The following is a 19936-nucleotide window of genomic DNA, read 5'->3' as shown; positions in this document are numbered from 1 at the left end:
GAAAACCATGAAAGGATTAAGACTGTTGTTTGTTTCATTTTTACTCGCAGGCGCATCGCAATTAAAAGCACAGGAAAAAATTGTTTGGGAAATTGCTTCAGGCGATACGGTTCATCAACGTATCCTGTTTCGGCAAATCAATAATGTACTTACTGCCGCACCCGATACAAAAATAGAAGTAGTGTTTCATAGCCTTGCCATCTTTGCTGTTTTAAAAGACACAGGATATTTTAAAGAACAGATTTTACAGGCGCATAAAAGAGGTGTTGTAATTGCAGTGTGCAACAACTCGCTGAAAAGCCGCAACATCAGTAAAGACCGTGTAATTCCTGAAGCGGTTATAGTGCCGGTTTCTATTTTAGAAATTGCAGGCAAACAGCGTGAAGGCTGGAGTTATATTAAAGCTGAATAGTCTTTCATAAATACTTTGTATTCCTTTTATTGTTAACCCGCTTCTACGGGTTAAAAGTTGTTATGTGTTTTACTCCGTTTTATTACAATCCAAGTTGCGGATTAAAAAAATGTTTCAATAATCTTCATTTTTTGTCACAAACAAAAAATACTGAAAGCCTTACCCCGTGTGAATTTTAGTACATACCACAAGCTTTCCAATAACAGTGTTTTGTATGATCAGAATCACCAACTGCAGCTACCGCTTCCTCTATTTTTGAAGTGATAAAAAAATCGCAAAAAAACATGAAGTACATTATTGTTGGAGCAGTTGCAGGTGGCGCCAGTACAGCAGCACGATTAAGAAGACTGGATGAACAGGCAGAGATCATCATTTTCGAAAAAGGAGAATATATTTCTTATGCCAATTGTGGTTTGCCTTATTATATCGGCGATATTATTAAAGACCGGAATAAATTATTTGTACAAACTGCTGCCGCCTTCAACAAACGTTTTAATATTGATGTACGCATCTCAACCGAAGTAATTGCCATCAATCCTTCTGCAAAAAAAATTACAGCACACAAACAAACGACCCAAGAAGTATACGAAGAAACATATGACAAACTGATTCTTTCTCCCGGTGCAGAACCTGTTCGTCCGCCATTACCGGGTATAAACAGCGAAGGCATTTTTACATTGCGTAATGTAAACGACACCGATTATATTAAAGCTTATGTGCAGCAAAAGCATGTAAGCAAAGCCGTTGTTATCGGTGCAGGTTTTATTGGCCTGGAGATGGCAGAAAATTTTCATGCGCTGGGTTTGGATGTAACCGTTATAGAAATGATCAATCAGGTAATGGCGCCGGTTGATTATCCTGTTGCTGCATTTGTACAACAACATATCCGTTCAAAAAAAGTAAAACTTCGTTTAAATACGGCCGTTACCGGTTTTACAAAAACACAGGAGCATATTGAAGTGGCATTGAACAATGGCGAAGTGTTATTTGCTGATGTGGTGATACTTTCCATTGGTGTGCGACCCGATACAAGGCTGGCAGCAATGGTCGGTTTACAACTCGGCCCGGCAAAAGGTATACAGGTAAATGAATTTTTACAAACCTCCGATCAGGATATTTACGCTGTTGGTGATGCCATTGAATTTGAAAATCCCATCACGCATCAATCAATGATCACTTACCTGGCGGGACCAGCGAATAAACAAGGCCGTATTTGTGCAGACAATGTGGCCCTTGGTAATGTTCGCTCGTACAAAGGTTCCATTAATACAGCTATTGTAAAAGTGTTCGACATGACGGTGGGTACAACCGGCACTGCATCAAAACATTTAAAAGCTGCCGGAATTGAGCATATTGTTTCCACCACACATAATGCATCACATGCAGGTTATTATCCCGGTGCAAAACAAATGACCATTCAACTTGCATTTACGCCGAAAGAGGGTAAACTGTTAAGTGCACAAATTGCAGGTTATGATGGTGTAGATAAACGACTCGATGTTTTTGCTTCCTACATCAAACAAGGAAAAACGGTTTATGATCTTATTGAGTTTGAACATGCGTATGCACCTCCCTATTCATCTGCAAAAGATCCTGTAAACATGGCCGGCTTTGTTGCAGAAAATATTCTACTCGATCGTTTACGTGTATTTTACTGGAATGAACTGGAGCAACTGCAATCCGGCGATCTGCTTATCGATGTTCGCCGTAAAGATGAATTTGAAGCAGGTAGCATTGATGATGCTATCAATATTCCGGTTGATGAGTTGAGAGAGCGACTGGATGAAATTCCAAAAGATAAAAAGCTTTATATCTATTGCGAAGCAGGCTTGCGTGGTTACCTGGCGCAACGTATTCTGCGCCAAAACGGATACGAAGCAGTTGCCAACCTTTCCGGTGGTTATTATTTATGGAAAACCTGCACAACCGAAAAGTGTTTACTCAACAAAGCCAACCCCATTTTAGTATAGATGCGAATGTTTTCCTCGCCTACCTTTGCAGGCGTTATGACGCAAACTTCCCGCCAGCAAAAAGCTGTTGCCAACTGGTTAATGTTCGGTGTATTTATGTTGATCGTTCAGATATTGCTGGGCGGCATTACACGTTTAACCGGCAGTGGTTTAAGCATTACAGAATGGGATGTTGTTACAGGAACACTTCCGCCATTGAACGAAACAAAATGGATGGAAGAGTTTGGAAAGTATAAAGCTACTCCGCAATATCAATTACTCAATACCGATTTTACTGTAAGTGATTTTAAATTCATTTTCTTTTGGGAATGGTTTCATCGACTGTGGGCAAGAGTAATGGGGATGGTGTTTGCAGTTGGCTTTGTTTACTTTTTAGTACGCCGCTATTTTAAACAGGAAATGATCAAACCATTGATCATCCTGTTTTTATTAGGTGCTTTGCAAGGTGCTGTTGGCTGGATAATGGTAGCAAGTGGTTTAACAGGTGATGCGGTTTATGTAAAGCCAACACGTTTGGCACTGCACTTTATTCTTGCAATGGGTTTGCTTTGCTACACGTTTTGGTTTGCCTTGCAGTTACGGGTAAAGAAAAGCGAAATCACGGTTCATCGTTCCATCAACAATTTTACACTTGTACTGTTGGTATTGCTTACGGTACAACTATTGTTTGGTGCGTTAATGGCAGGGCATAAAGCAGCAACGGTTGCACCTTCCTGGCCGCTTATTAATAACGAGTGGATTCCTGCAGCGTTGTTTAAAGATTCGCCGCTGCTTCTCAACTTTATTGAAAATAAAATCACCATTCACTTTGTACATCGTGGACTTGCTTATTTGCTGAGTATACTTATTGTTGTTTGGTATTACCGTGCTGCAAAAGTTGAAGGCAGTAACCTGTTTACAGCTACACGTTTTGTTCCCCTGTTTCTTGTTATTGTGCAGGTATTGCTGGGTATTGTTTCTGTTCTTACATCTACTAAAATTATTCCCAACCGTTGGGGTTTGTTCGAATGGATGGCACAACTGCACCAGCTGTTTGGTATGTTGTTATTGCTGAGTCTTGTTTGGGCACTCTATCTTGTTCGCAGAAAAGAACAGGCATAATCAATAAATAGCAAGCAGCGTTCCGTTCGTAAATGTTTTCTTTTACGTAACTTCTGCTTCATGAAGAAATACCTGCTTGGCATATGGTACTCGTTTCCCGTACAATTGATATTTCTGCATTTCAGAAAGTATCAGCTATTGCTGGTGTTCTGGTTTTTACTTGGCAGTGCGGTAAGCGGAGGTTTTCTGCACACGTACGGAGCTAACTCTCTTTTTCTCTCACCGGAATACTTAGGACAGGTAAATTTTCTCAGCGCTTTTTTTGTTGGTACAGCCTTTGGCGGTTTTGTAATGAGCTGGAATATTGCCAGCTTTATTCTTTTCAGCAGCTACTTTAAATTTTTAGCTACCACTTCAAAGCCATTTTCGAAATACTGTATTAATAATGCAGGCATACCGCTTATTTTTCTAATCAACTTTTTAATACAGCTCATCCGGTTTAACCGGTATAAAGAACTGCTGTCGCTTAGCGAAGTATTATGGATTGAGTTTGGCTTTTTGTCGGGATTGTTTCTTTTCCTGTTCTTATCAATGCTGTATTTCTATGGATATGAAAAAGCCATTCTTAAAACAATGCACCCGGTGCTGCGTAACCCACAGCAGTTTATGCAGCAGTATAAACCCGATGGCAGGCCGCACAATCATGAACAACTCATAACAGTAAAATATTTTTTAACGAGCTTCTTTACGTTTAAGAAAACAAGAAATGTTTCGCATTACAGCAGTTTGTTCCTGGATGTAATTTTTAAACGGCATCACTTTGCTGCAGTAATGGCCATTGTACTGGCCTTTCTTTTGTTAATGATCTATGGTTTGTTTCTCGATTATCCGCAATTACAGGTTCCTGCTGCTGCGAGTATCTTTATCTTCTTTGCTGTACTTATTGGCGCTGCTGCTGCATTGGCACATTGGCTCGATACATGGAGTATTCCTGTTTCCATTGTGCTGGTTCTTGCTTTCAATTTGTTGTTCCGTTACGAATACATCGACATCCGCAATAAAGCATTTGGTTTAAATTATGGAGACAGGCAGAAACGTCCTGCATACAATCTCTCATCACTTAATGCACTATGTACCGCACAACAGGTACGCACCGACAGTTTAAACATGATTCGTTTGCTTGAAAACTGGAAACGAAATCAAGCCGAAGAAAAGCCATTGTTCTATGTAATTAATGTAAGTGGTGGAGGTAACCGTTCTGCAACATTTACTGTAAACATGCTCAGCCGTATAGATAGTTTTATGAACGGGCAGCTGATGAAAAAAACAGGTTTGTTTTCCGGTGCTTCCGGTGGTATGCTTGGGCTAACCTATTACCGTGAGCTGTATCGCCGTCAGCAAAAAGGAAAAGCAGTTAATTTTTCAAGAGAACAGATAACAGCAGATATTTCGAAAGATTTGTTGAACCCAATTTTCTCTGCTTATGTTACGAGAGACTTGCTTACGCCTGCACAAAAATTTTCTGTTGGTCCTTATCGTTTTGTAAAAGACCGTGGTTATGCGTTTGAACAACAGTTAAATCATAATACAGGAGACATTTTAAATGATCGTTTGCTCGATTACAGGAACGACGAGTTGAATGCAACTATTCCATTGGGCATTTTTAATTCTACTGTTTCGCAGGATGGACGTAAGATGATGATCTGTAGTCAGCCGGTCAGTTTTTTAATGCGTCCGCAATTCGACAGTACAAAAAATATTGCTGCAGAACCGGATGCTATCGATTATGCAGCTTTTTTTAAAGAGCTCAATCCATATAATCTGCGTTTGCTTACAGCCCTGCGCATGAACGCAACCTTTCCTTATGTGTTGCCGAATGTGTGGTTACCTACCCTTCCTATTGTTGATGTAATGGATGCCGGATTGCGTGATAATTACGGACAGGAGATCACACTTCGTTTTCTGCATGTTTTCAGCAACTGGATCAAAGCAAATACTTCGGGTGTTGTGTTCATCCAGATACTCGATCGCAAAAAAGGTGAGTGGGATGATGATTTAAAAGAACCCGGCATTGGCGACATTTTGTACAAACCAGTTACAACCCTGCAAAATAATTTTTACAAAGTGCAGGATTATATGCAGGAAAGTATGTTGAGTTATTCTGTAAACGATGTGCCGATGCATCGGTTTCATTTTATGTACCGGCCCGAACAGGCAAAACAAGGTGCAGCGCTCAGTTTTCATTTAACAGGTCGTGAAAAGAAAGATATTTCTGCAGCAGTTAGTGATGCTTTTAACAATGCTGCTCTTCAGAATCTTCTGCAGCTGGCACAATCAACTCAAGGCATTAATAAAGAATAAGCCGAAGCAATTACTTTTATATGAAACACTCCTGCAGCTTCTTTTCCATCGCCATCAATATGCAATGGCGCATTTCCAGTATTGGTAATGGTGAGTTCTTTTGTTTGAAAATAGGTGATGCCGTTGCGTTTAGCAAAATCGGTTGTAAACGTACCAAAGCGTATATGCCATATTACACGGCTGATCATTGCAAATAAATTAGCTTTTTCTACGGCAACAACATCTACTAATCCATCCTGCAAACTTGCTTTAGGTGCAATGGTAACATGATTGCCAAACTGGTTACTGTTGGCAATGCTGATGAAGTATGCATCGAGTTGCAGATTTATTTCTTTACTTGAAATTGTAAACGGATAGGTTTTAATTGAAGCAATGTTTTCCAAAGAGAGTTGTATATACTTCAGCAATCCACGTTTTGATTGCTTGTCGAATTCATGTGCCACTTTTGCATCAAAACCAATACCACTAAGCATACAGGAAAACCTGCCGTTTATTGTAAATGCATCAACCCGTTGTGCAGTTCCTTTAAAAATAACATCAAATGCTTTGTTGATGTTTTTCGGTATACCTGCAGCAAAAGCTAATCCGTTTCCCGAACCACGGGGAATAATACCAATGTTTACCGGTAAATGATGAATAGCTGCAAGAATGGTGCTGATGGTTCCATCGCCACCTGCAATAACCACATCGGTAACGGCTGCCGTATTTATTTTTTCGATGAGGAAAGAATAATCAGCATCGGCTCTGCTATGCTCAATAGAAAATTCAACCTGCTCCTTTTTACAACGCTCTTCAATAAGCTGTTGCAATGGTTTACCTGTTTGTACACCTGAGCGTGGATTGAATAAGAAAATAAAACGTCGTTGCATGTGCTGCAAAACTACTGGCGAAAATTGAAATGATAAAGCTTACCTCTGCGGATATAGTACATCACGGTTATAGGTCCATACAGCATCCTGCAAATGAACCGAGGCTTTGCGACGAAACAATGAGGCAACAAGATTAATTGTATTGCCGCTTAAGATAATAATACTTCCGGGTGTGCGGTTTTTTTGTGCTATTAATATTCCCCCAATAACAGCAGCTGTGCCAATAAGCGGAAGCGTATTTCCAACTGCCCGGCTTTTAAGATATTGTTTATAATAACCTGTTGCTTCGGGTGAAATCAGCATCAGATTTTGCACCGTTGTTTTTTCCAGTACAATACCATTCATGCTGATGCGGTTACCTAGCCTGATTGTTTTTTGATTGTACTGCAGCCGCATAGAGTCGCTATTGATCTGTGCTATTGCCGATACACAAACAATTGCACTGGCTAGCAAAAGAATTACGTGTTTCATTAATGTTTGATAAAATTGAAGATAATGTTCAACTGAAATATAGCATAGTTTATGTTTCCTTCAACAACTAACGGTTGTGTTTATCCTGCAAAGTTCCAATTCATAATTTATTCATTAGTTGGTTTAAACATGTTAAACTACATTTGCGTGTCAATCAACAACATGAAGCATCAAACCCTACGCATTTATTTCTCTGTATTATTATTATGTGCTTCATTGCTACTTGTTGTACCATTGTTTATGTATGAGTATGGTACAGACGAGCAGTTTCTTCTTGTTGTTGAAGTGCTCCTCTTTGTATTTCTTTCTTCAGCAAACTATACCGATAGAAAAGAAGTGTTGGTAGGCCGCCGCAAAACACATTTTGCAATCATTATCCTTCTTTCAATTGTTTTGTCTATTAACGGTCTGCTTTTGATCAGCAAAGTAAAAAACACTTCAACTTCGCTCAACTCATCAACCGAAAGTCCGGCAACTTATAACTAACAAACTTACCATTTTAGCAATGCACTGGCCCAGGTAAAGCCACTGCCAAAAGCTGCTAAACAAACAAGGTCGCCTTCTTTTATTTTACCTGCTTCCCAGGCTTCGCATAATGCAATAGGTACAGAAGCCGCTGTAGTGTTACCATACTTCTGAATATTATTAAAAACCTGTTCATCGTTCAATTTTAATTTTTGCTGAACAAACTGTGCAATACGTAAGTTAGCCTGGTGAGGAATGAGTAGTTGCAGATCGGACGATTGATACCCGTTTGCGGTAAGCGCCTCCAATATTACTTCAGGAAATTTCACCACTGCTGTTTTAAACACGGCCGGGCCATCCATGTTCGGAAAGTTTTGTGCTTCATCAATCATTGTGTGGCTCATAAACATGTCGCCCATCTCTGCATTGTTAAATGTTGCAGCGTCAGCTTTCCAATGATTGGCATGTGTACCCGGGTTAAACATCGCCAGTATTTCCGCATCCATTCCATCGCTATGCAAGTGTGTACTTAATATTCCACGATTAGTATCTTCAGTTGCTTGTAATACTACTGCGCCAGCACCATCTCCAAAGATTACGCTTACATTTCTGCCACGGGTGCTAAAGTCTAATCCAAAAGAATGTTTCTCTGCACCAACTACCAATATGTTTTTATACATGCCCGATTTAATAAACTGATCGGCTACTGATACTGCATAAACAAAACCGCTGCATTGGTTACGAATATCCAAAGCACCTACCTGTTTCATTTGCATGGCACGTTGCAACAATACACCACAACCTGGAAAATAATAATCAGGACTAAGTGTAGCAAAAATGATAAAATCGATATCCTGTGGTGTAAGTCCTGCCCGTTCAATTGCAACCTTTGCTGCTTCCACACCCATTGTTGTAGTAGTTTCTTCTGTGCGATGTGCGTAGCGACGTTCTTTAATACCTGTTCGTTCCTGTATCCATTCATCGGTGGTATCCATAAAATTGGTGAGGTCGTTATTGGTTACAACAGTTGAAGGAACATACTTTCCAATACCGGCTATTATACTCCGAATCATATAGCTAATCGTTTAGAAAAGTAAGTTAGGAATTTGCCTCGATTTGTAACTATTACAAATTCAACTATTGTTTAAGGCAATAAAAAAGGGGCCGCAGCCCCTTTGTATCTCTTATTGATAATGTTAGATGATTTCCCAAACTTCGTTTCCACGTAAAAGTTTGTCGAGATTGCCAACTCCTTTTGTACCGATTGCTTCATCGATCTGCATTTGAAGAACATCTTCGTAACATGCACGCTCAGTTTCATAAAACACACCAAATGGTCTTGGTAAGTGACCTGCAATACGTGGATCATCGAACATACGCACCAATATTTGTGCTTTATAAAAATCTTTTTCGTTGTGCACCCACAAATCATCCTTGCTATGCCCTTCGTTAAGATCTACAATAACCGGACTAAAGCCATCGAGTTTAATGCCCTTGTCTTTATTTGCGCCAAACACTAAAGGTTCGCCATGTGTAAGGAACAGTGTTTCGTCTGCTTTGCTCGACTTTTCAGTAAATACTTCAAAAGCGCCATCGTTAAAGATGTTACAGTTTTGATAGATCTCAAGAAACGAAGCTCCTTTATGTTTTTGACTGCGGATAAGTGTTTCCTGTAAATGTTTAGGATCACGATCCATACTGCGTGCAATAAACGTTGCGTCTGCGCCCATGGCCAATGCCAATGGATTAAACGGATGATCGATACTGCCCATAGGCGTACTCTTCGTTACCTTCTTTTCTTCTGATGTAGGAGAATATTGTCCCTTTGTTAAACCATAGATCTGGTTATTAAACATCAGAATATTAATATCGAAGTTGCGACGCAGCAAATGAATAGTATGGTTGCCTCCGATACTCAAGCTGTCGCCATCGCCGGTTACAACCCAAACACTCAATTCGGGTCTTGCTGCTTTTAATCCGCTGGCAATTGCAGTTGCACGGCCATGGATCGAGTGCATACCATATGTGTTCATGTAATACGGAAAACGGCTGCTGCAGCCAATACCACTTACAATAACAATATTTTCCTTGGGGATGCCTAATGTAGGCATTACTTTCTGCACCTGTGCAAGAATAGAATAATCGCCACAACCTGGGCACCAACGTACTTCCTGGTCGGTTGCAAAATCCTTTGCTGTTAGGGCAGGGGCTGTCGTTACTTCACTCATATAAAAAAGTTGCATCAAATTTACGCAGAAATCCGACTGATAACGCTCTAAAATATTACCTAAATCAGTTATTTGCTATTAATTCCTCCCAATATTCGGCTGCTCTGCGTGTATGTGGAATTACAATCGTTCCGCCAACAATATTTGCCACCGCAAAAATTTCATACATCTGGGCAGTAGTAATGCCTAATTCGTGGCATTTACCAAGGTGATATTTAATACAGTCATCGCAACGGAGCACCATGCTTGCCACCAGGCCGAGCATTTCTTTGGTTTGAGTTGATAATGCTCCTTCTGCATAGGTATTCGTATCGAGGTTCCAAAGACGTTTAATTACAAGATTATCTTTACTTAGAATTACCTCGTTCATTTTGCTGCGATAATCGTTAAATTCCTTTACCAGGTTACTCATTTGTTTTTTTGGTAAAGATACCGCCTAAGTTTAGTGTAAAACAAAAGCCCCGCAGTAAGCGGGGCTTTGCTATCTGGTATTAAACAAGATTAGTAACGGTTGTTGCTGAAGCTTCTGTTGTTACCTGAAAAAGAGCGACGGTTGTTGTTACCGCCTGCACGCTCTTCACGAGGTTTAGCTTCTGTTACTTTAATAGCACGGCCTTCTACCATACCACCATCGAGTTCGCTGATCGCTGTTTTAGCAGCCTCATCATCACTCATTTCAACAAAACCAAAACCACGACTGCGGCCAGTGAATTTGTCGTTAATTACTTTAGCGCTGGTTACATCACCATAGCTTTCAAAAAAACCTCTTAAGTCATCGTCTGTTACGTTGAAGCTTAAGTTAGAAACATAAATGTTCATGTTTGTTAATTAAACATTGAATAATAAAAACTGAGAAAATACGGAGCTGAAAAGAAGATGACTAACTATTAGCAGATTGTGCGTAGCAGATAATACGATTCACTTACAAAACACTGTATAACTCAAATAACGGCGCAAAGATAAGGGTAATTCTACCTACAATGCATGTTAAGTAAGTATGAATACACTTGTTATATAAAAAATTTTATACTTAGTACAACGTAGGAAAACACTAATAATGCATTATTCCACAATACCTTATCTGCACTTAATACGAACACTGACTCGTAGATTTACGGCAACATTTAAAAAAAATACTGAAAAATGCTATGCCGTTTCAAAACTTGCATATACTTTTGCTATGTAATTACCCTTAGAGAACGATAAATACTTTCTAAAACAGCCTTTTCTGGTTTGTTTTTTTTCCGATCGACATCTTGGGGTTTTTACTTGAAAACTATAAGTAACCGTACCATGAAACAAAAATTTTACCCCGTAATTTGTGCAATTGTTATTGCCCTCACTTTTTTCTCAACAACCGTTAGTGCTCAATCAAGTATGCTTTCAGGAAGTTATCCCGCAGCTTCAGAAAATTTGCTTGGCGTTCGTTACAGAAAATTAAATCTTGCTACAAGTAATCAAAGTGGCGCCGTTTACAGCGGTATTCCCGATCTTAACTCAAACCGTAGCAATAGCCGTGCAGATGGCGATCTCGTTTACGGTACCGGAGGCACCTACATTTTTGCTATTACTTACAATACTGTAACAAACACTTTTACTACTGCAACTACAATTGCCGGTTCTACAGTAAGTAATGTTGTAACAAACGTATCTGGCAAGCTTAGCTCAGACGGCAAAGTTGCTTCGGCAGGTAACATTAACCTTATGAACCTGATCGTTAAGTCGCACAATGCCAATACTATTACGGTTTCAAACCTTACAATTGATGGTGTTCCAGTAACAGGCACCTACGGTCGCAGCAACTCTTTAGGCACTTCCAACTGGTATATTCCTTCTGCTGCATTAAACAATGGGTTTGTTGTTACAGGTATTGTAACAATGGCCGGCACAATGGCTAATGGTAATGAAGCTCAGTTTGTTGAACTTGGTTTTGCAAACTCAGCCGCTGCTGCTCCTGGTCCATTACCTGTAGTTTGGGGTGGTTTTGCCGGCAAACGTGTAAACAACGCTTCTATTGGTTTACAGTGGAGAACTTTGCAGGAGCAAAACACATCGCATTACAATATTCAACGTTCTGAAGACGGTGTTCATTTCCGCACAATTGCAATGGCAATGGCTCAAGGAACTACTGCTTCAGTAACAGACTACAACTTTGAAGATAAACAAGCAACCGGCAACATGTACTACTATCGTTTAGAGCAGGTTGATCTGAATGGTTCGAGCAGTTTTTCTTCTATTATTAAATTAGGTAACGGTGGTAAAAAGACATTGGTTGGTGGCCTTGGTAGTAATAAAATCCTGGTTCAGTTTTTCAGTAACGATAACCGCAGTGTCCGCATTGTAAACAACAGTGGTGTTATTGTTAAACAAATGAACAGTACAACACAACAAGAAACGCTTGATGTAAACAGTTTGCCTATTGGTGTTTACGCATTACAAATCATTAACAGCGATGGCACCTCAGAAGTACACCGCTTTGTAAAATAATTTCTAGTTCTCTTATGGTACGGATCTGAGGGCAGTTGTTTCTACAGCAGCCCATCAAGATCTAAAAAAGCCCCACATTAATTATGCGGGGCTTTTCTTATTTTAAAGACGACTCCTTTATGCTGTTACAGCTTCTCCATATAACTCCTGCTGCAGTTGTTTTACCCTTGCATCTTCCAGGTATTCATCAAACGTCGTTAAACGATCGATGATGCCACCCGGCGTTAACTCAATAATACGGTTGGCAGTAGTATGCATAAAAGTATGATCGTGCGATGTTAACAACACCACACCTTTATATTCAATACACTGTTCGTTAAAGCTTTGGATACTTTCCAGGTCAAGGTGGTTGGTTGGCTGATCGAGCAATATCACATTCGGATTCTGCATCATCATTTTACTAAGCATACAACGAACTTTTTCGCCACCACTTAATACGTTGGTCTTTTTCATAATGTCATCACCACTGAACAACATCTTACCTAAAAACCCACGGAGGAAAGGTTCATCCGCATCCGTAACATGACTTGGCACATATTGACGCAGCCATTCCATCAGGTTCAATCCTTCCGTAAAAAAGCTGTTATGTTCAACCGGCAAGTATGCTTTTGTAATAGTTGACCCCCATTCGAATTTACCTGCATCAGCTTTTTCTTCATCATTAATAATATCAAAGAAATGGGTTACAGCAAGAGGATCTTTACTTACAATGGCAATCTTATCGCCTTTGTTAACTGTAAAGTTTACTTTATCGAACAGCACACGACCATCAATTGATTTTTTCAGATGTTCTACGTTCAGGATCTGGTTACCAACTTCACGCAATGGCTGAAAAATAATACCAGGGTATTTTCTGTTCGATGGCTCAATTTCTTCAATGGTGAGCTTTTCCAACGCCTTTTTACGGGAAGTAGCCTGCTTACTTTTAGAAGCATTGGCGCTGAATCGGGCAATAAAGTCGATCAATGCCTGGCGCTTTTCTTCCACTTTCTTATTCTTATCGCCCAACTGGCGTGCCATTAACTGACTACTCTCGTACCAGAAAGTATAGTTGCCGGTAAATACTTTGATTTTTGAACGATCCACATCGGCCACATGCGTACACACAGCATCGAGGAAGTGACGATCGTGACTCACCACCAATACGATGTTTTCATAATCGGCAAGGAAGTTCTCCAACCAGCCGATTGTTTCAATATCCAGACCGTTTGTAGGTTCATCGAGCAGAAGAATGTCGGGGTTGCCGAACAACGCCTGCGCCAATAACACACGCACTTTGAGGTTAGAAGGAATATCCTTCATCAACATCTGGTGGTAATGATCTTTCATACCCAGACTGCTGAGAAAAGTAGCGGCATCGCTTTCAGCAGTGTAACCACCCATTTCGCCATACTCGGCTTCCAGTTCACCTGCCTTCATATAATCATCTTCGGTAGCATCGGGGTTTGCATAGATGGCATCTTTTTCATGCATTACATCCCACATTTTCTTGTGGCCCATCAAAACCGTGTTTAACACAGTTTCCTCATCAAACGCAAAGTGGTTCTGCTTCAACACAGCCAGGCGCTCGCCGGGGGAGATCTCCACTGTTCCTTTGTTCGGTTCAATTTCGCCGCTGAGGATCTTTAAAAAGGTACTTTTTCCGGCACCATTGGCACCAATAACACCGTAACAATTTCCTTTTGTGAAGTTGATATTTACTTCATCGAACAACACCCGCTTACCGTAGGAGAGGGTTATATTTCTTGCACTGATCATAGTTGTGATTGTATTTCAACGGCTGTTACCTGATGTTTGCAAAGTTCTGCAGCCGTCGCCAATTTTTGAAGCCGCAAAGGTAGGTAAAAACAGGCAGGGAAAGGGTTTGAACGAAACAATCTGATGCCATCATTTCATTTAACCAGAGAAATAAATGTCGGAAAAATACTTTTGTATTGCTCGCCCCCCTATTTTTGATTTAACCAAACCAAAACTAAAATCCGGCGACTTTTTGTTCCCATTGAAAAGAACGCCACTTAAAGTACTCACTATGCGTAAAGCCTTTGTTCTTTCGTACCTGCTTGTTTGTACCCTTTTTATCCAAGCTCAGGAATTGAAATCCAACGTTAAAAAAGGGAAGCTTTATATCAACGACACTGCAGTATGCATCATTGAAAAAATGAAAAAGGGATTTCTTGCAAAACAAGAATTCTTTATTAAATCGCTGGATGAAAAAGAGATCGGAACAGTTTATAACCATGATCTCACCGGCCCTGTAACGGGTCTCAAATCCTGGTTCGTATTTAGTTTTCAGGGATCAACCGACTCTGTACAGCTATCGATGAGCGATGTAAAACAATTCAACAGTGGTTTACTGGTTGATTATGCAGAGTGCATTGGTAAAGTTATTGCCAAATACAAAATTCTTGAAAACGGAACGATTAATGTTGCCGGAGTAAAAGCATTTAAGCAGGATTATGCAAAAGACTATGGAGTTGAATATGCCGCCGTTGTTGAAAAGGAAAAAACCTGCGCAACGCATAAAAACGATCCGGCATTAAGTATTTCTGAAGAACCCGTAATTGTGAGTTTACGTAACATCGATACAAGCGGTAAACTGGCAACGATGTATTACGATGTAAAACAAAAAGAAACAGCAATAGGAGTTATTGTAGTGCGTGGCCATATAAAATCGGTAAGTGAGGAAGATGCCGAATACGATTACAGTTCGGGCATGATGAATCTTAACCTCAAAGGTGGCGGCCCTATGTATTATGAATTTAATAAAGCCGATGGATGTTTTATTGCCAACTACAATCCTGAAGAAAAGATTTTGTTTACCTGGAAGGATGGTTTAAACACAAAATCAACTGATCTGAAAAAATTCAACAAAGAAAAAATAAATAGCCGATTGGCTTATCTCCAGGCTATTGCAAATTTTCTTGTGCAAAAAAGATACCTCTAAAGATTTTTTTCAAACCACAACTGACACATCAACATGAAAAAGATTACCCTGTTTATTACAATGCTTGCAACAGCATCCATGCTGGTGGCTCAAAAAGTAGATCTGGACCGCTTTAATTTTCGTTATTTAACAAGAACACTGCCAACAAATCCGCTGCCTGACGGTTACAAAACCTATCACTTCAATATTGCTTCAAGCGCAAGCGTTCGTGAGGTTTATAACGATGACCGGATTAAACAAACACTTACACTTAATGGCTTAAAACACAACGAAGGAAAAGGCCATATCACCATCAATATGAATCTTGGAGAGGTGAGTTTAAAAAATCCAGAATTGAAAGAGCGAGAAGAAGTAATAAAGGATAAAGATGGCAAAGAAACCGGTCGTAAAAAATATTATTGGATAGAGGCTGTTTATGCCTGGACAGGTGAAGTAAATGTAACCGACTATAAAGGAACGAAACTATACAGCACAACAATTGGGGTTGGTAATACTATCTGGAAAGGTGCTGAAAGTGAAAACAAAGGTACTCCCGGCGACTATTACAACAATAACAAATATGCAATCCGCAGTGCCATTGCAACAGATGTTGTTACAAACAGTATGCAGCGTTTAAGCTTTGGTTTAAACCGGATGTATGGTTACGGTACTATTACTGATGCTGATTTTCTTTGGTTGCTTGACAGCAAAAAACACCCCGAAAACGATGCGATGAAAAAAGCATGGGCTTCGTTTAAAGAAGCTGTTTCATTAATGAATGAGAAAGATGAAATTACCCCGGTAAAAGAAAAGATGATTCCCGTAATTCAATATTTAGACAGTTTAAAAACAAGAATTACCGGCACAGAAAAAGCAGATAAAAAACTTCGTTACGCAGCTTACTATTCATTAGCAAAAATTTATCTGATATTAGATGAGCCGGATAAAGCAATTAAAGAAGCAGAATTACTTATTGTAAACGATTATGACACAAATGATGGAAAAACACTAATCAGTCTTGCAAACGATTTAAAAGCCTCTTTTGAAAAGAACAAAATTAACACACGCCATTTCCCGATTGATATAAGCAAATACTCAGCACCGGAAGGAAATTAATTCTCTTCTGAAAAATATAAAAGCCCACTTTGTAGAAGTGGGCTTTTATATTTTATAATCTGAGCAACTGTGCTTAGAGCTCTTTGATCCTAATATTTTTAAACCATACATGATTGCCGTGATCCTGCAACGCAATGTGTCCTTTTTTGTAGGTGCCGAAATCGGGCCATGCTTTAAATTTACTACCTGCGATCATTTTCTTCCAACCTTCATCCCACATGGTTGTGGTTACTACTTTAACACCGTTGAGATAAAATTCAAGTGTTCCGTTTTGTGATTTGATTTCTGCAAGGTTCCACTCCAAAGCCGGCTTAACAGTTTCCAGAGCTGAAGTAATTAAATCGTACAGATCGCCTGCACGATGCTTAATGATTTTTGCATCGGGATGGCATTTGTTATCCAACACCTGCATTTCGGGACCTGTCATCCAGGGAAACTGATATTTAGCTGTGTCTTCATGAATATTAAAAATAATCCCGCTGTTGCCACAGGTGTCTATCTTCCATTCCAGTTTTAAATGAAAGTTTTCATATTCCTTATCACTTACAATGTCGCCACCATCTTTTATCTGCCAGTTTTCTTTTTGGTTTGCATCTAAATGCAACACCCCGTCTTCCACTTTCCATGCACTGCCAACCGGTGCACCCCCATACTTATGCCAGCCTGCAGTTGTTTTACCATCAAACATGGCCTGCCATCCATCGTTGATCTCTTCCTGGGTTAACACTGTTACTGCAGGTTCAGCAGCAGTAGATGTATCGTTGTCTGATACTTTTTCGCCATCGTTATTACAACTAATGGTCATAGCAATCGTTGTCATTAATAAAGCAGAACGAATCATGGTATTTATTTTTTAAGTAAGAGGATGTATTTCACCATTTGTTCTGCATCGGCTTGCGTAACAGCAGGGTGCGGAGTCATTTGTACTTCGCCCCAAACACCAGCACCACCTTTTACAATTTTTTCTGCAAGCAGTTTTACATTGGCTTCAGTATTTTCATATTTATTTGCCACTTCACGGTAGGAAGGGCCAATTACTTTTTCATCTACTTTATGGCAGGTTAAGCAATCGCTGCCTGCAACCAGTGCCAGGCCTTTTTCATAATCCGGATTATCGGAAGGGGCTGGTGTTGTTGCAGCCGCTTCTGCAGCTTCTGATTTTGTTTCAGTTGTTGCGGTATCTTTTTTTTCTTTATCTGAACCACCACATGCAATTAATGCAAGCGCAACTGCTGAAGTAAATAAAATCTTTTTCATGATCTATTATTTTAAAAATTGAAAATTAACTTAATCGAGCCCTAAAATACGACGGTTCGATGCAACATCGCTTCCACCGCCTGCAAAATCATCGAATGTTTTATCGGTTACCCGTATGATGTGGTTTTTTATAAATTCTGAACCTTCACGTGCACCATCTTCGGGATGTTTAATACAGCATTCCCATTCCATTACTGCCCAGCCATCGTAACCGTATTGTGTAAGTTTACTGAAGATGGTTTTGAAATCAACCTGTCCATCGCCCGGTGAGCGATAACGACCTGCACGGTTCAACCAGCTTTGATAACCACCAAACGTTCCTTGCCTACCACTTGGATTAAATTCGGAATCTTTTACATGAAATGCTTTGATGCGTTCGTGATACAGATCGATGTATTCAATATAATCGAGTTGCTGCAATACAAAGTGCGAAGGATCGTATAACAAACATGCACGTGGATGATTGTTTACTTTTTCTAAAAACATTTCATACGTAATACCATCGAACAAATCTTCACCGGGATGAATTTCATAACAAACATTCACACCGCATTCATCAAAGTAATTCAGAATCGGCAACCAGCGTTTGGCGAGTTCTTTAAATCCTTCATCTACTAATCCATCAGGTCGTTGCGGCCATGGATGAAATGTATGCCACAACAACGAACCGCTGAATGTTGCATGTGCAGTTAAGCCTAAATTCTGCGATGCCTTTGCACCATACATTAATTGTTGCACTGCCCATTCCTGTCTTGCTTTCGGATTATTCTTTACCTCATCAGCAGCAAAAGCATCGAACATAGTATCGTATGCAGGATGTACAGCAACAAGTTGTCCTTGCAAATGTGTACTCAGTTCAGAAATTTCCAAACCATAACTGTTGATCTTTCCTTTCAACTCATCAGCATACGTTTTACTTTCTGCTGCAAGTTTCAGATCAATCAATCGTTTTTCCCAAGTTGGAATCTGTACTGCTTTAAAACCAAGTGATGCAGCCCATTCGCAAATTGTTTCCAAACTGTTGAATGGTGCTTTATCGCCCATGAACTGGGCTAAGAATATAGCTGGACCTTTTATTGTTCTCATTTTTCAATTATCAGTTATCAATTAAACAACAAACTCTTTCCACTTCACCTCACTCTCACCGCTGTCGATTACATTATTCACAAAGGCCATTCCACGCACACCTTCGTTAACACTTGGATAATCGAGGCACTCATCTTTTGGTTGTTCGCCATTCATTTTTGCACGAACGGTTAAGATAAAGTTGCGGTAGAGATTACCAAATGCTTCAAGGTAACCTTCCGGATGACCCGCAGGTACACGTGTGTTATGTGCTGCAAACGAACTGTTGTAACCGGCGCCTGTACGGTAGATCTCTGTTGGTTTATCGAGCCATTTTACCAATAACGTATTTGCATCTTCCTGTTTCCATTCAACACCACCTTTCTCACCATATACACGAATCTTTACATTGTTCTCTTCACCTGCTGCAATTTGTGTTGCCATAAGCACACCTGTTGCACCATTGTTGAATTTTAAAAATGCAGCACCATCATCATCCAGCATTCTTCCCTCAACTACAATATTAATATCGGCGCAAAGATGTGTTACTTCCAAACCTGTAACATATTCTGCTAAGTTGAAAGCATGTGTACCAATATCGCCCATAGCACCTGCTTTACCGCTACGCTTGGGATCGGTACGCCAGCTTGCCTGTGCATTTCCTGCTGCTTCCAGTAAGGTACTTAACCAACCTTGCGGATATTCTACATATACTTTACGGATCTTCCCCAATGCGCCGCTTTTCAAAAATTGTTTGGCCTGTTTTACCATTGGGTAACCGGTGTAGGTATGGCAAAGCAATAAGCTCAATCCTGTTTCTTCAACTTTTGCCTTTAATTGTTTTGCTTCATCTAAAGTAAACGTGATGGGCTTTTCAATAACAACATTGAAACCTTTTTCCAACGCCATCATTGCCGGTTCAAAATGAACAAAGTTGGGCGTAACAATACTTACAAAATCAATCCGTTTATCTGCAGGCATCGCTGCTTCTTTTTCGAGGAGCGTTTTGTAATCGGTGTAAATACGTTCTTCATCGAGAAATAACATGTTACCCGATTCAATGGCAACTTCCGGTTTAACACTTAAAGCACCGGCAACCAATTCAACCTGTCCATCCATATTTAAAGCAATGCGATGTACGGCGCCGATAAATGCATCCTTACCTCCACCAATCATTGCCATGCGAAGTTTTCTGTTCATACAATCAATCGTTGTTAATGTTTATGTAATCACTTTTATAAATGAACAATAGTGAATGCGCAAAATTCACA

General features: G+C 39.9%; 19 protein-coding genes. 8 read left to right on the top strand and 11 right to left on the bottom strand.

Going from position 1 to position 19936, the window contains the following annotated elements:
• Window positions 1–7 precede the first annotated feature (7 nt).
• The 4 genes from ESA94_RS10715 to ESA94_RS10700 all read left to right on the top strand — a co-directional run bounded on the left by ESA94_RS10715 (window position 8) and on the right by ESA94_RS10700 (window position 5784).
• The gene (locus ESA94_RS10715) at window positions 8–412 is read left to right on the top strand and encodes a DsrE family protein (protein ID WP_129130881.1); all 405 of its coding nucleotides are present in this window, start codon (window positions 8–10) and stop codon (window positions 410–412) included.
• A 284-nt stretch (window positions 413–696) separates the two neighbouring features.
• Complete coding sequence (locus ESA94_RS10710; protein WP_129130880.1) at window positions 697–2382, top strand: FAD-dependent oxidoreductase; 1686 nt, start codon at window positions 697–699, stop codon at window positions 2380–2382.
• Between the two features lie 36 nt (window positions 2383–2418).
• Complete coding sequence (locus ESA94_RS10705; RefSeq protein ID WP_129130879.1) at window positions 2419–3483, top strand: COX15/CtaA family protein; 1065 nt, start codon at window positions 2419–2421, stop codon at window positions 3481–3483.
• A 60-nt stretch (window positions 3484–3543) separates the two neighbouring features.
• Window positions 3544–5784: a hypothetical protein gene (locus tag ESA94_RS10700; protein WP_129130878.1), complete on the top strand. Its 2241-nt coding sequence runs from the start codon at window positions 3544–3546 to the stop codon at window positions 5782–5784.
• On the opposite strand, the gene ESA94_RS10695 is transcribed toward ESA94_RS10700, so the two are convergent.
• Both ESA94_RS10695 and ESA94_RS10690 read right to left on the bottom strand, forming a co-directional pair.
• The gene (locus tag ESA94_RS10695) at window positions 5763–6653 is read right to left on the bottom strand and encodes a diacylglycerol/lipid kinase family protein (RefSeq protein ID WP_129130877.1); all 891 of its coding nucleotides are present in this window, start codon (window positions 6651–6653) and stop codon (window positions 5763–5765) included. The two genes, ESA94_RS10700 and ESA94_RS10695, sit on opposite strands and share 22 nt — an antisense overlap.
• A gap of 39 nt (window positions 6654–6692) precedes the next feature.
• Window positions 6693–7124, bottom strand: coding sequence for a hypothetical protein (locus ESA94_RS10690; protein ID WP_129130876.1), 432 nt, complete (start codon window positions 7122–7124; stop codon window positions 6693–6695).
• Window positions 7125–7286: 162 nt separating this feature from the next.
• Between ESA94_RS10690 and ESA94_RS10685 the strand changes: the two genes are divergently transcribed.
• Window positions 7287–7610 carry a hypothetical protein gene (locus ESA94_RS10685; protein ID WP_129130875.1) on the top strand — a complete coding sequence of 108 codons (324 nt, stop codon included), beginning with the start codon at window positions 7287–7289 and terminating at the stop codon, window positions 7608–7610.
• A gap of 5 nt (window positions 7611–7615) precedes the next feature.
• Here the strand turns inward: ESA94_RS10685 and ESA94_RS10680 are convergent, their stop codons facing one another.
• The 4 genes from ESA94_RS10680 to ESA94_RS10665 all read right to left on the bottom strand — a co-directional run bounded on the left by ESA94_RS10680 (window position 7616) and on the right by ESA94_RS10665 (window position 10636).
• Window positions 7616–8662 (bottom strand): 3-oxoacyl-ACP synthase III family protein, encoded by a 1047-nt coding sequence (locus ESA94_RS10680; protein ID WP_129130874.1) that lies wholly within the window; start codon window positions 8660–8662, stop codon window positions 7616–7618.
• 123 nt (window positions 8663–8785) lie between these two features.
• A complete protein-coding gene (locus tag ESA94_RS10675; RefSeq protein WP_129130873.1) occupies window positions 8786–9817 on the bottom strand; it encodes a 2-oxoacid:ferredoxin oxidoreductase subunit beta in 1032 nt (343 codons plus the stop codon).
• Between the two features lie 64 nt (window positions 9818–9881).
• The gene (locus tag ESA94_RS10670; RefSeq protein WP_129130872.1) at window positions 9882–10229 is read right to left on the bottom strand and encodes a carboxymuconolactone decarboxylase family protein; all 348 of its coding nucleotides are present in this window, start codon (window positions 10227–10229) and stop codon (window positions 9882–9884) included.
• Between the two features lie 89 nt (window positions 10230–10318).
• The gene (locus ESA94_RS10665; protein WP_129130871.1) at window positions 10319–10636 is read right to left on the bottom strand and encodes an RNA recognition motif domain-containing protein; all 318 of its coding nucleotides are present in this window, start codon (window positions 10634–10636) and stop codon (window positions 10319–10321) included.
• Between the two features lie 474 nt (window positions 10637–11110).
• Here ESA94_RS10665 and ESA94_RS10660 point away from each other — a divergent pair, with 474 nt between their 5' ends.
• Window positions 11111–12304 carry a T9SS type A sorting domain-containing protein gene (locus tag ESA94_RS10660; protein ID WP_129130870.1) on the top strand — a complete coding sequence of 398 codons (1194 nt, stop codon included), beginning with the start codon at window positions 11111–11113 and terminating at the stop codon, window positions 12302–12304.
• 117 nt (window positions 12305–12421) lie between these two features.
• Here the strand turns inward: ESA94_RS10660 and ESA94_RS10655 are convergent, their stop codons facing one another.
• Window positions 12422–14062, bottom strand: a complete 1641-nt coding sequence (locus ESA94_RS10655) for an ABC-F family ATP-binding cassette domain-containing protein (RefSeq protein WP_129130869.1) — start codon at window positions 14060–14062, stop codon at window positions 12422–12424.
• Between the two features lie 400 nt (window positions 14063–14462).
• Between ESA94_RS10655 and ESA94_RS10650 the strand changes: the two genes are divergently transcribed.
• Window positions 14463–15248, top strand: coding sequence for a hypothetical protein (locus tag ESA94_RS10650; protein WP_164972705.1), 786 nt, complete (start codon window positions 14463–14465; stop codon window positions 15246–15248).
• A gap of 33 nt (window positions 15249–15281) precedes the next feature.
• Window positions 15282–16343: a hypothetical protein gene (locus tag ESA94_RS10645; RefSeq protein ID WP_129130867.1), complete on the top strand. Its 1062-nt coding sequence runs from the start codon at window positions 15282–15284 to the stop codon at window positions 16341–16343.
• 73 nt (window positions 16344–16416) lie between these two features.
• Here the strand turns inward: ESA94_RS10645 and ESA94_RS10640 are convergent, their stop codons facing one another.
• Genes ESA94_RS10640 through ESA94_RS10625 form a run of 4 tightly spaced genes read right to left on the bottom strand, consistent with a single transcriptional unit; the run spans window position 16417 to window position 19865 of the window.
• A complete protein-coding gene (locus ESA94_RS10640) occupies window positions 16417–17184 on the bottom strand; it encodes a 3-keto-disaccharide hydrolase (protein WP_205755953.1) in 768 nt (255 codons plus the stop codon).
• A 5-nt stretch (window positions 17185–17189) separates the two neighbouring features.
• A complete protein-coding gene (locus ESA94_RS10635) occupies window positions 17190–17600 on the bottom strand; it encodes a c-type cytochrome (protein WP_129130866.1) in 411 nt (136 codons plus the stop codon).
• A gap of 30 nt (window positions 17601–17630) precedes the next feature.
• A complete protein-coding gene (locus ESA94_RS10630) occupies window positions 17631–18686 on the bottom strand; it encodes a sugar phosphate isomerase/epimerase family protein (RefSeq protein ID WP_129130865.1) in 1056 nt (351 codons plus the stop codon).
• Window positions 18687–18707: 21 nt separating this feature from the next.
• A complete protein-coding gene (locus ESA94_RS10625; RefSeq protein WP_129130864.1) occupies window positions 18708–19865 on the bottom strand; it encodes a Gfo/Idh/MocA family protein in 1158 nt (385 codons plus the stop codon).
• Window positions 19866–19936 lie beyond the last annotated feature (71 nt).

Source organism: Lacibacter luteus, from assembly GCF_004118265.1.
Classification (GTDB): Bacteria; Bacteroidota; Bacteroidia; order Chitinophagales; family Chitinophagaceae; genus Lacibacter; species Lacibacter luteus.
Note: the sequence above shows the minus strand (reverse complement) of the source record. Positions and strands in the feature narration are given on the sequence as shown.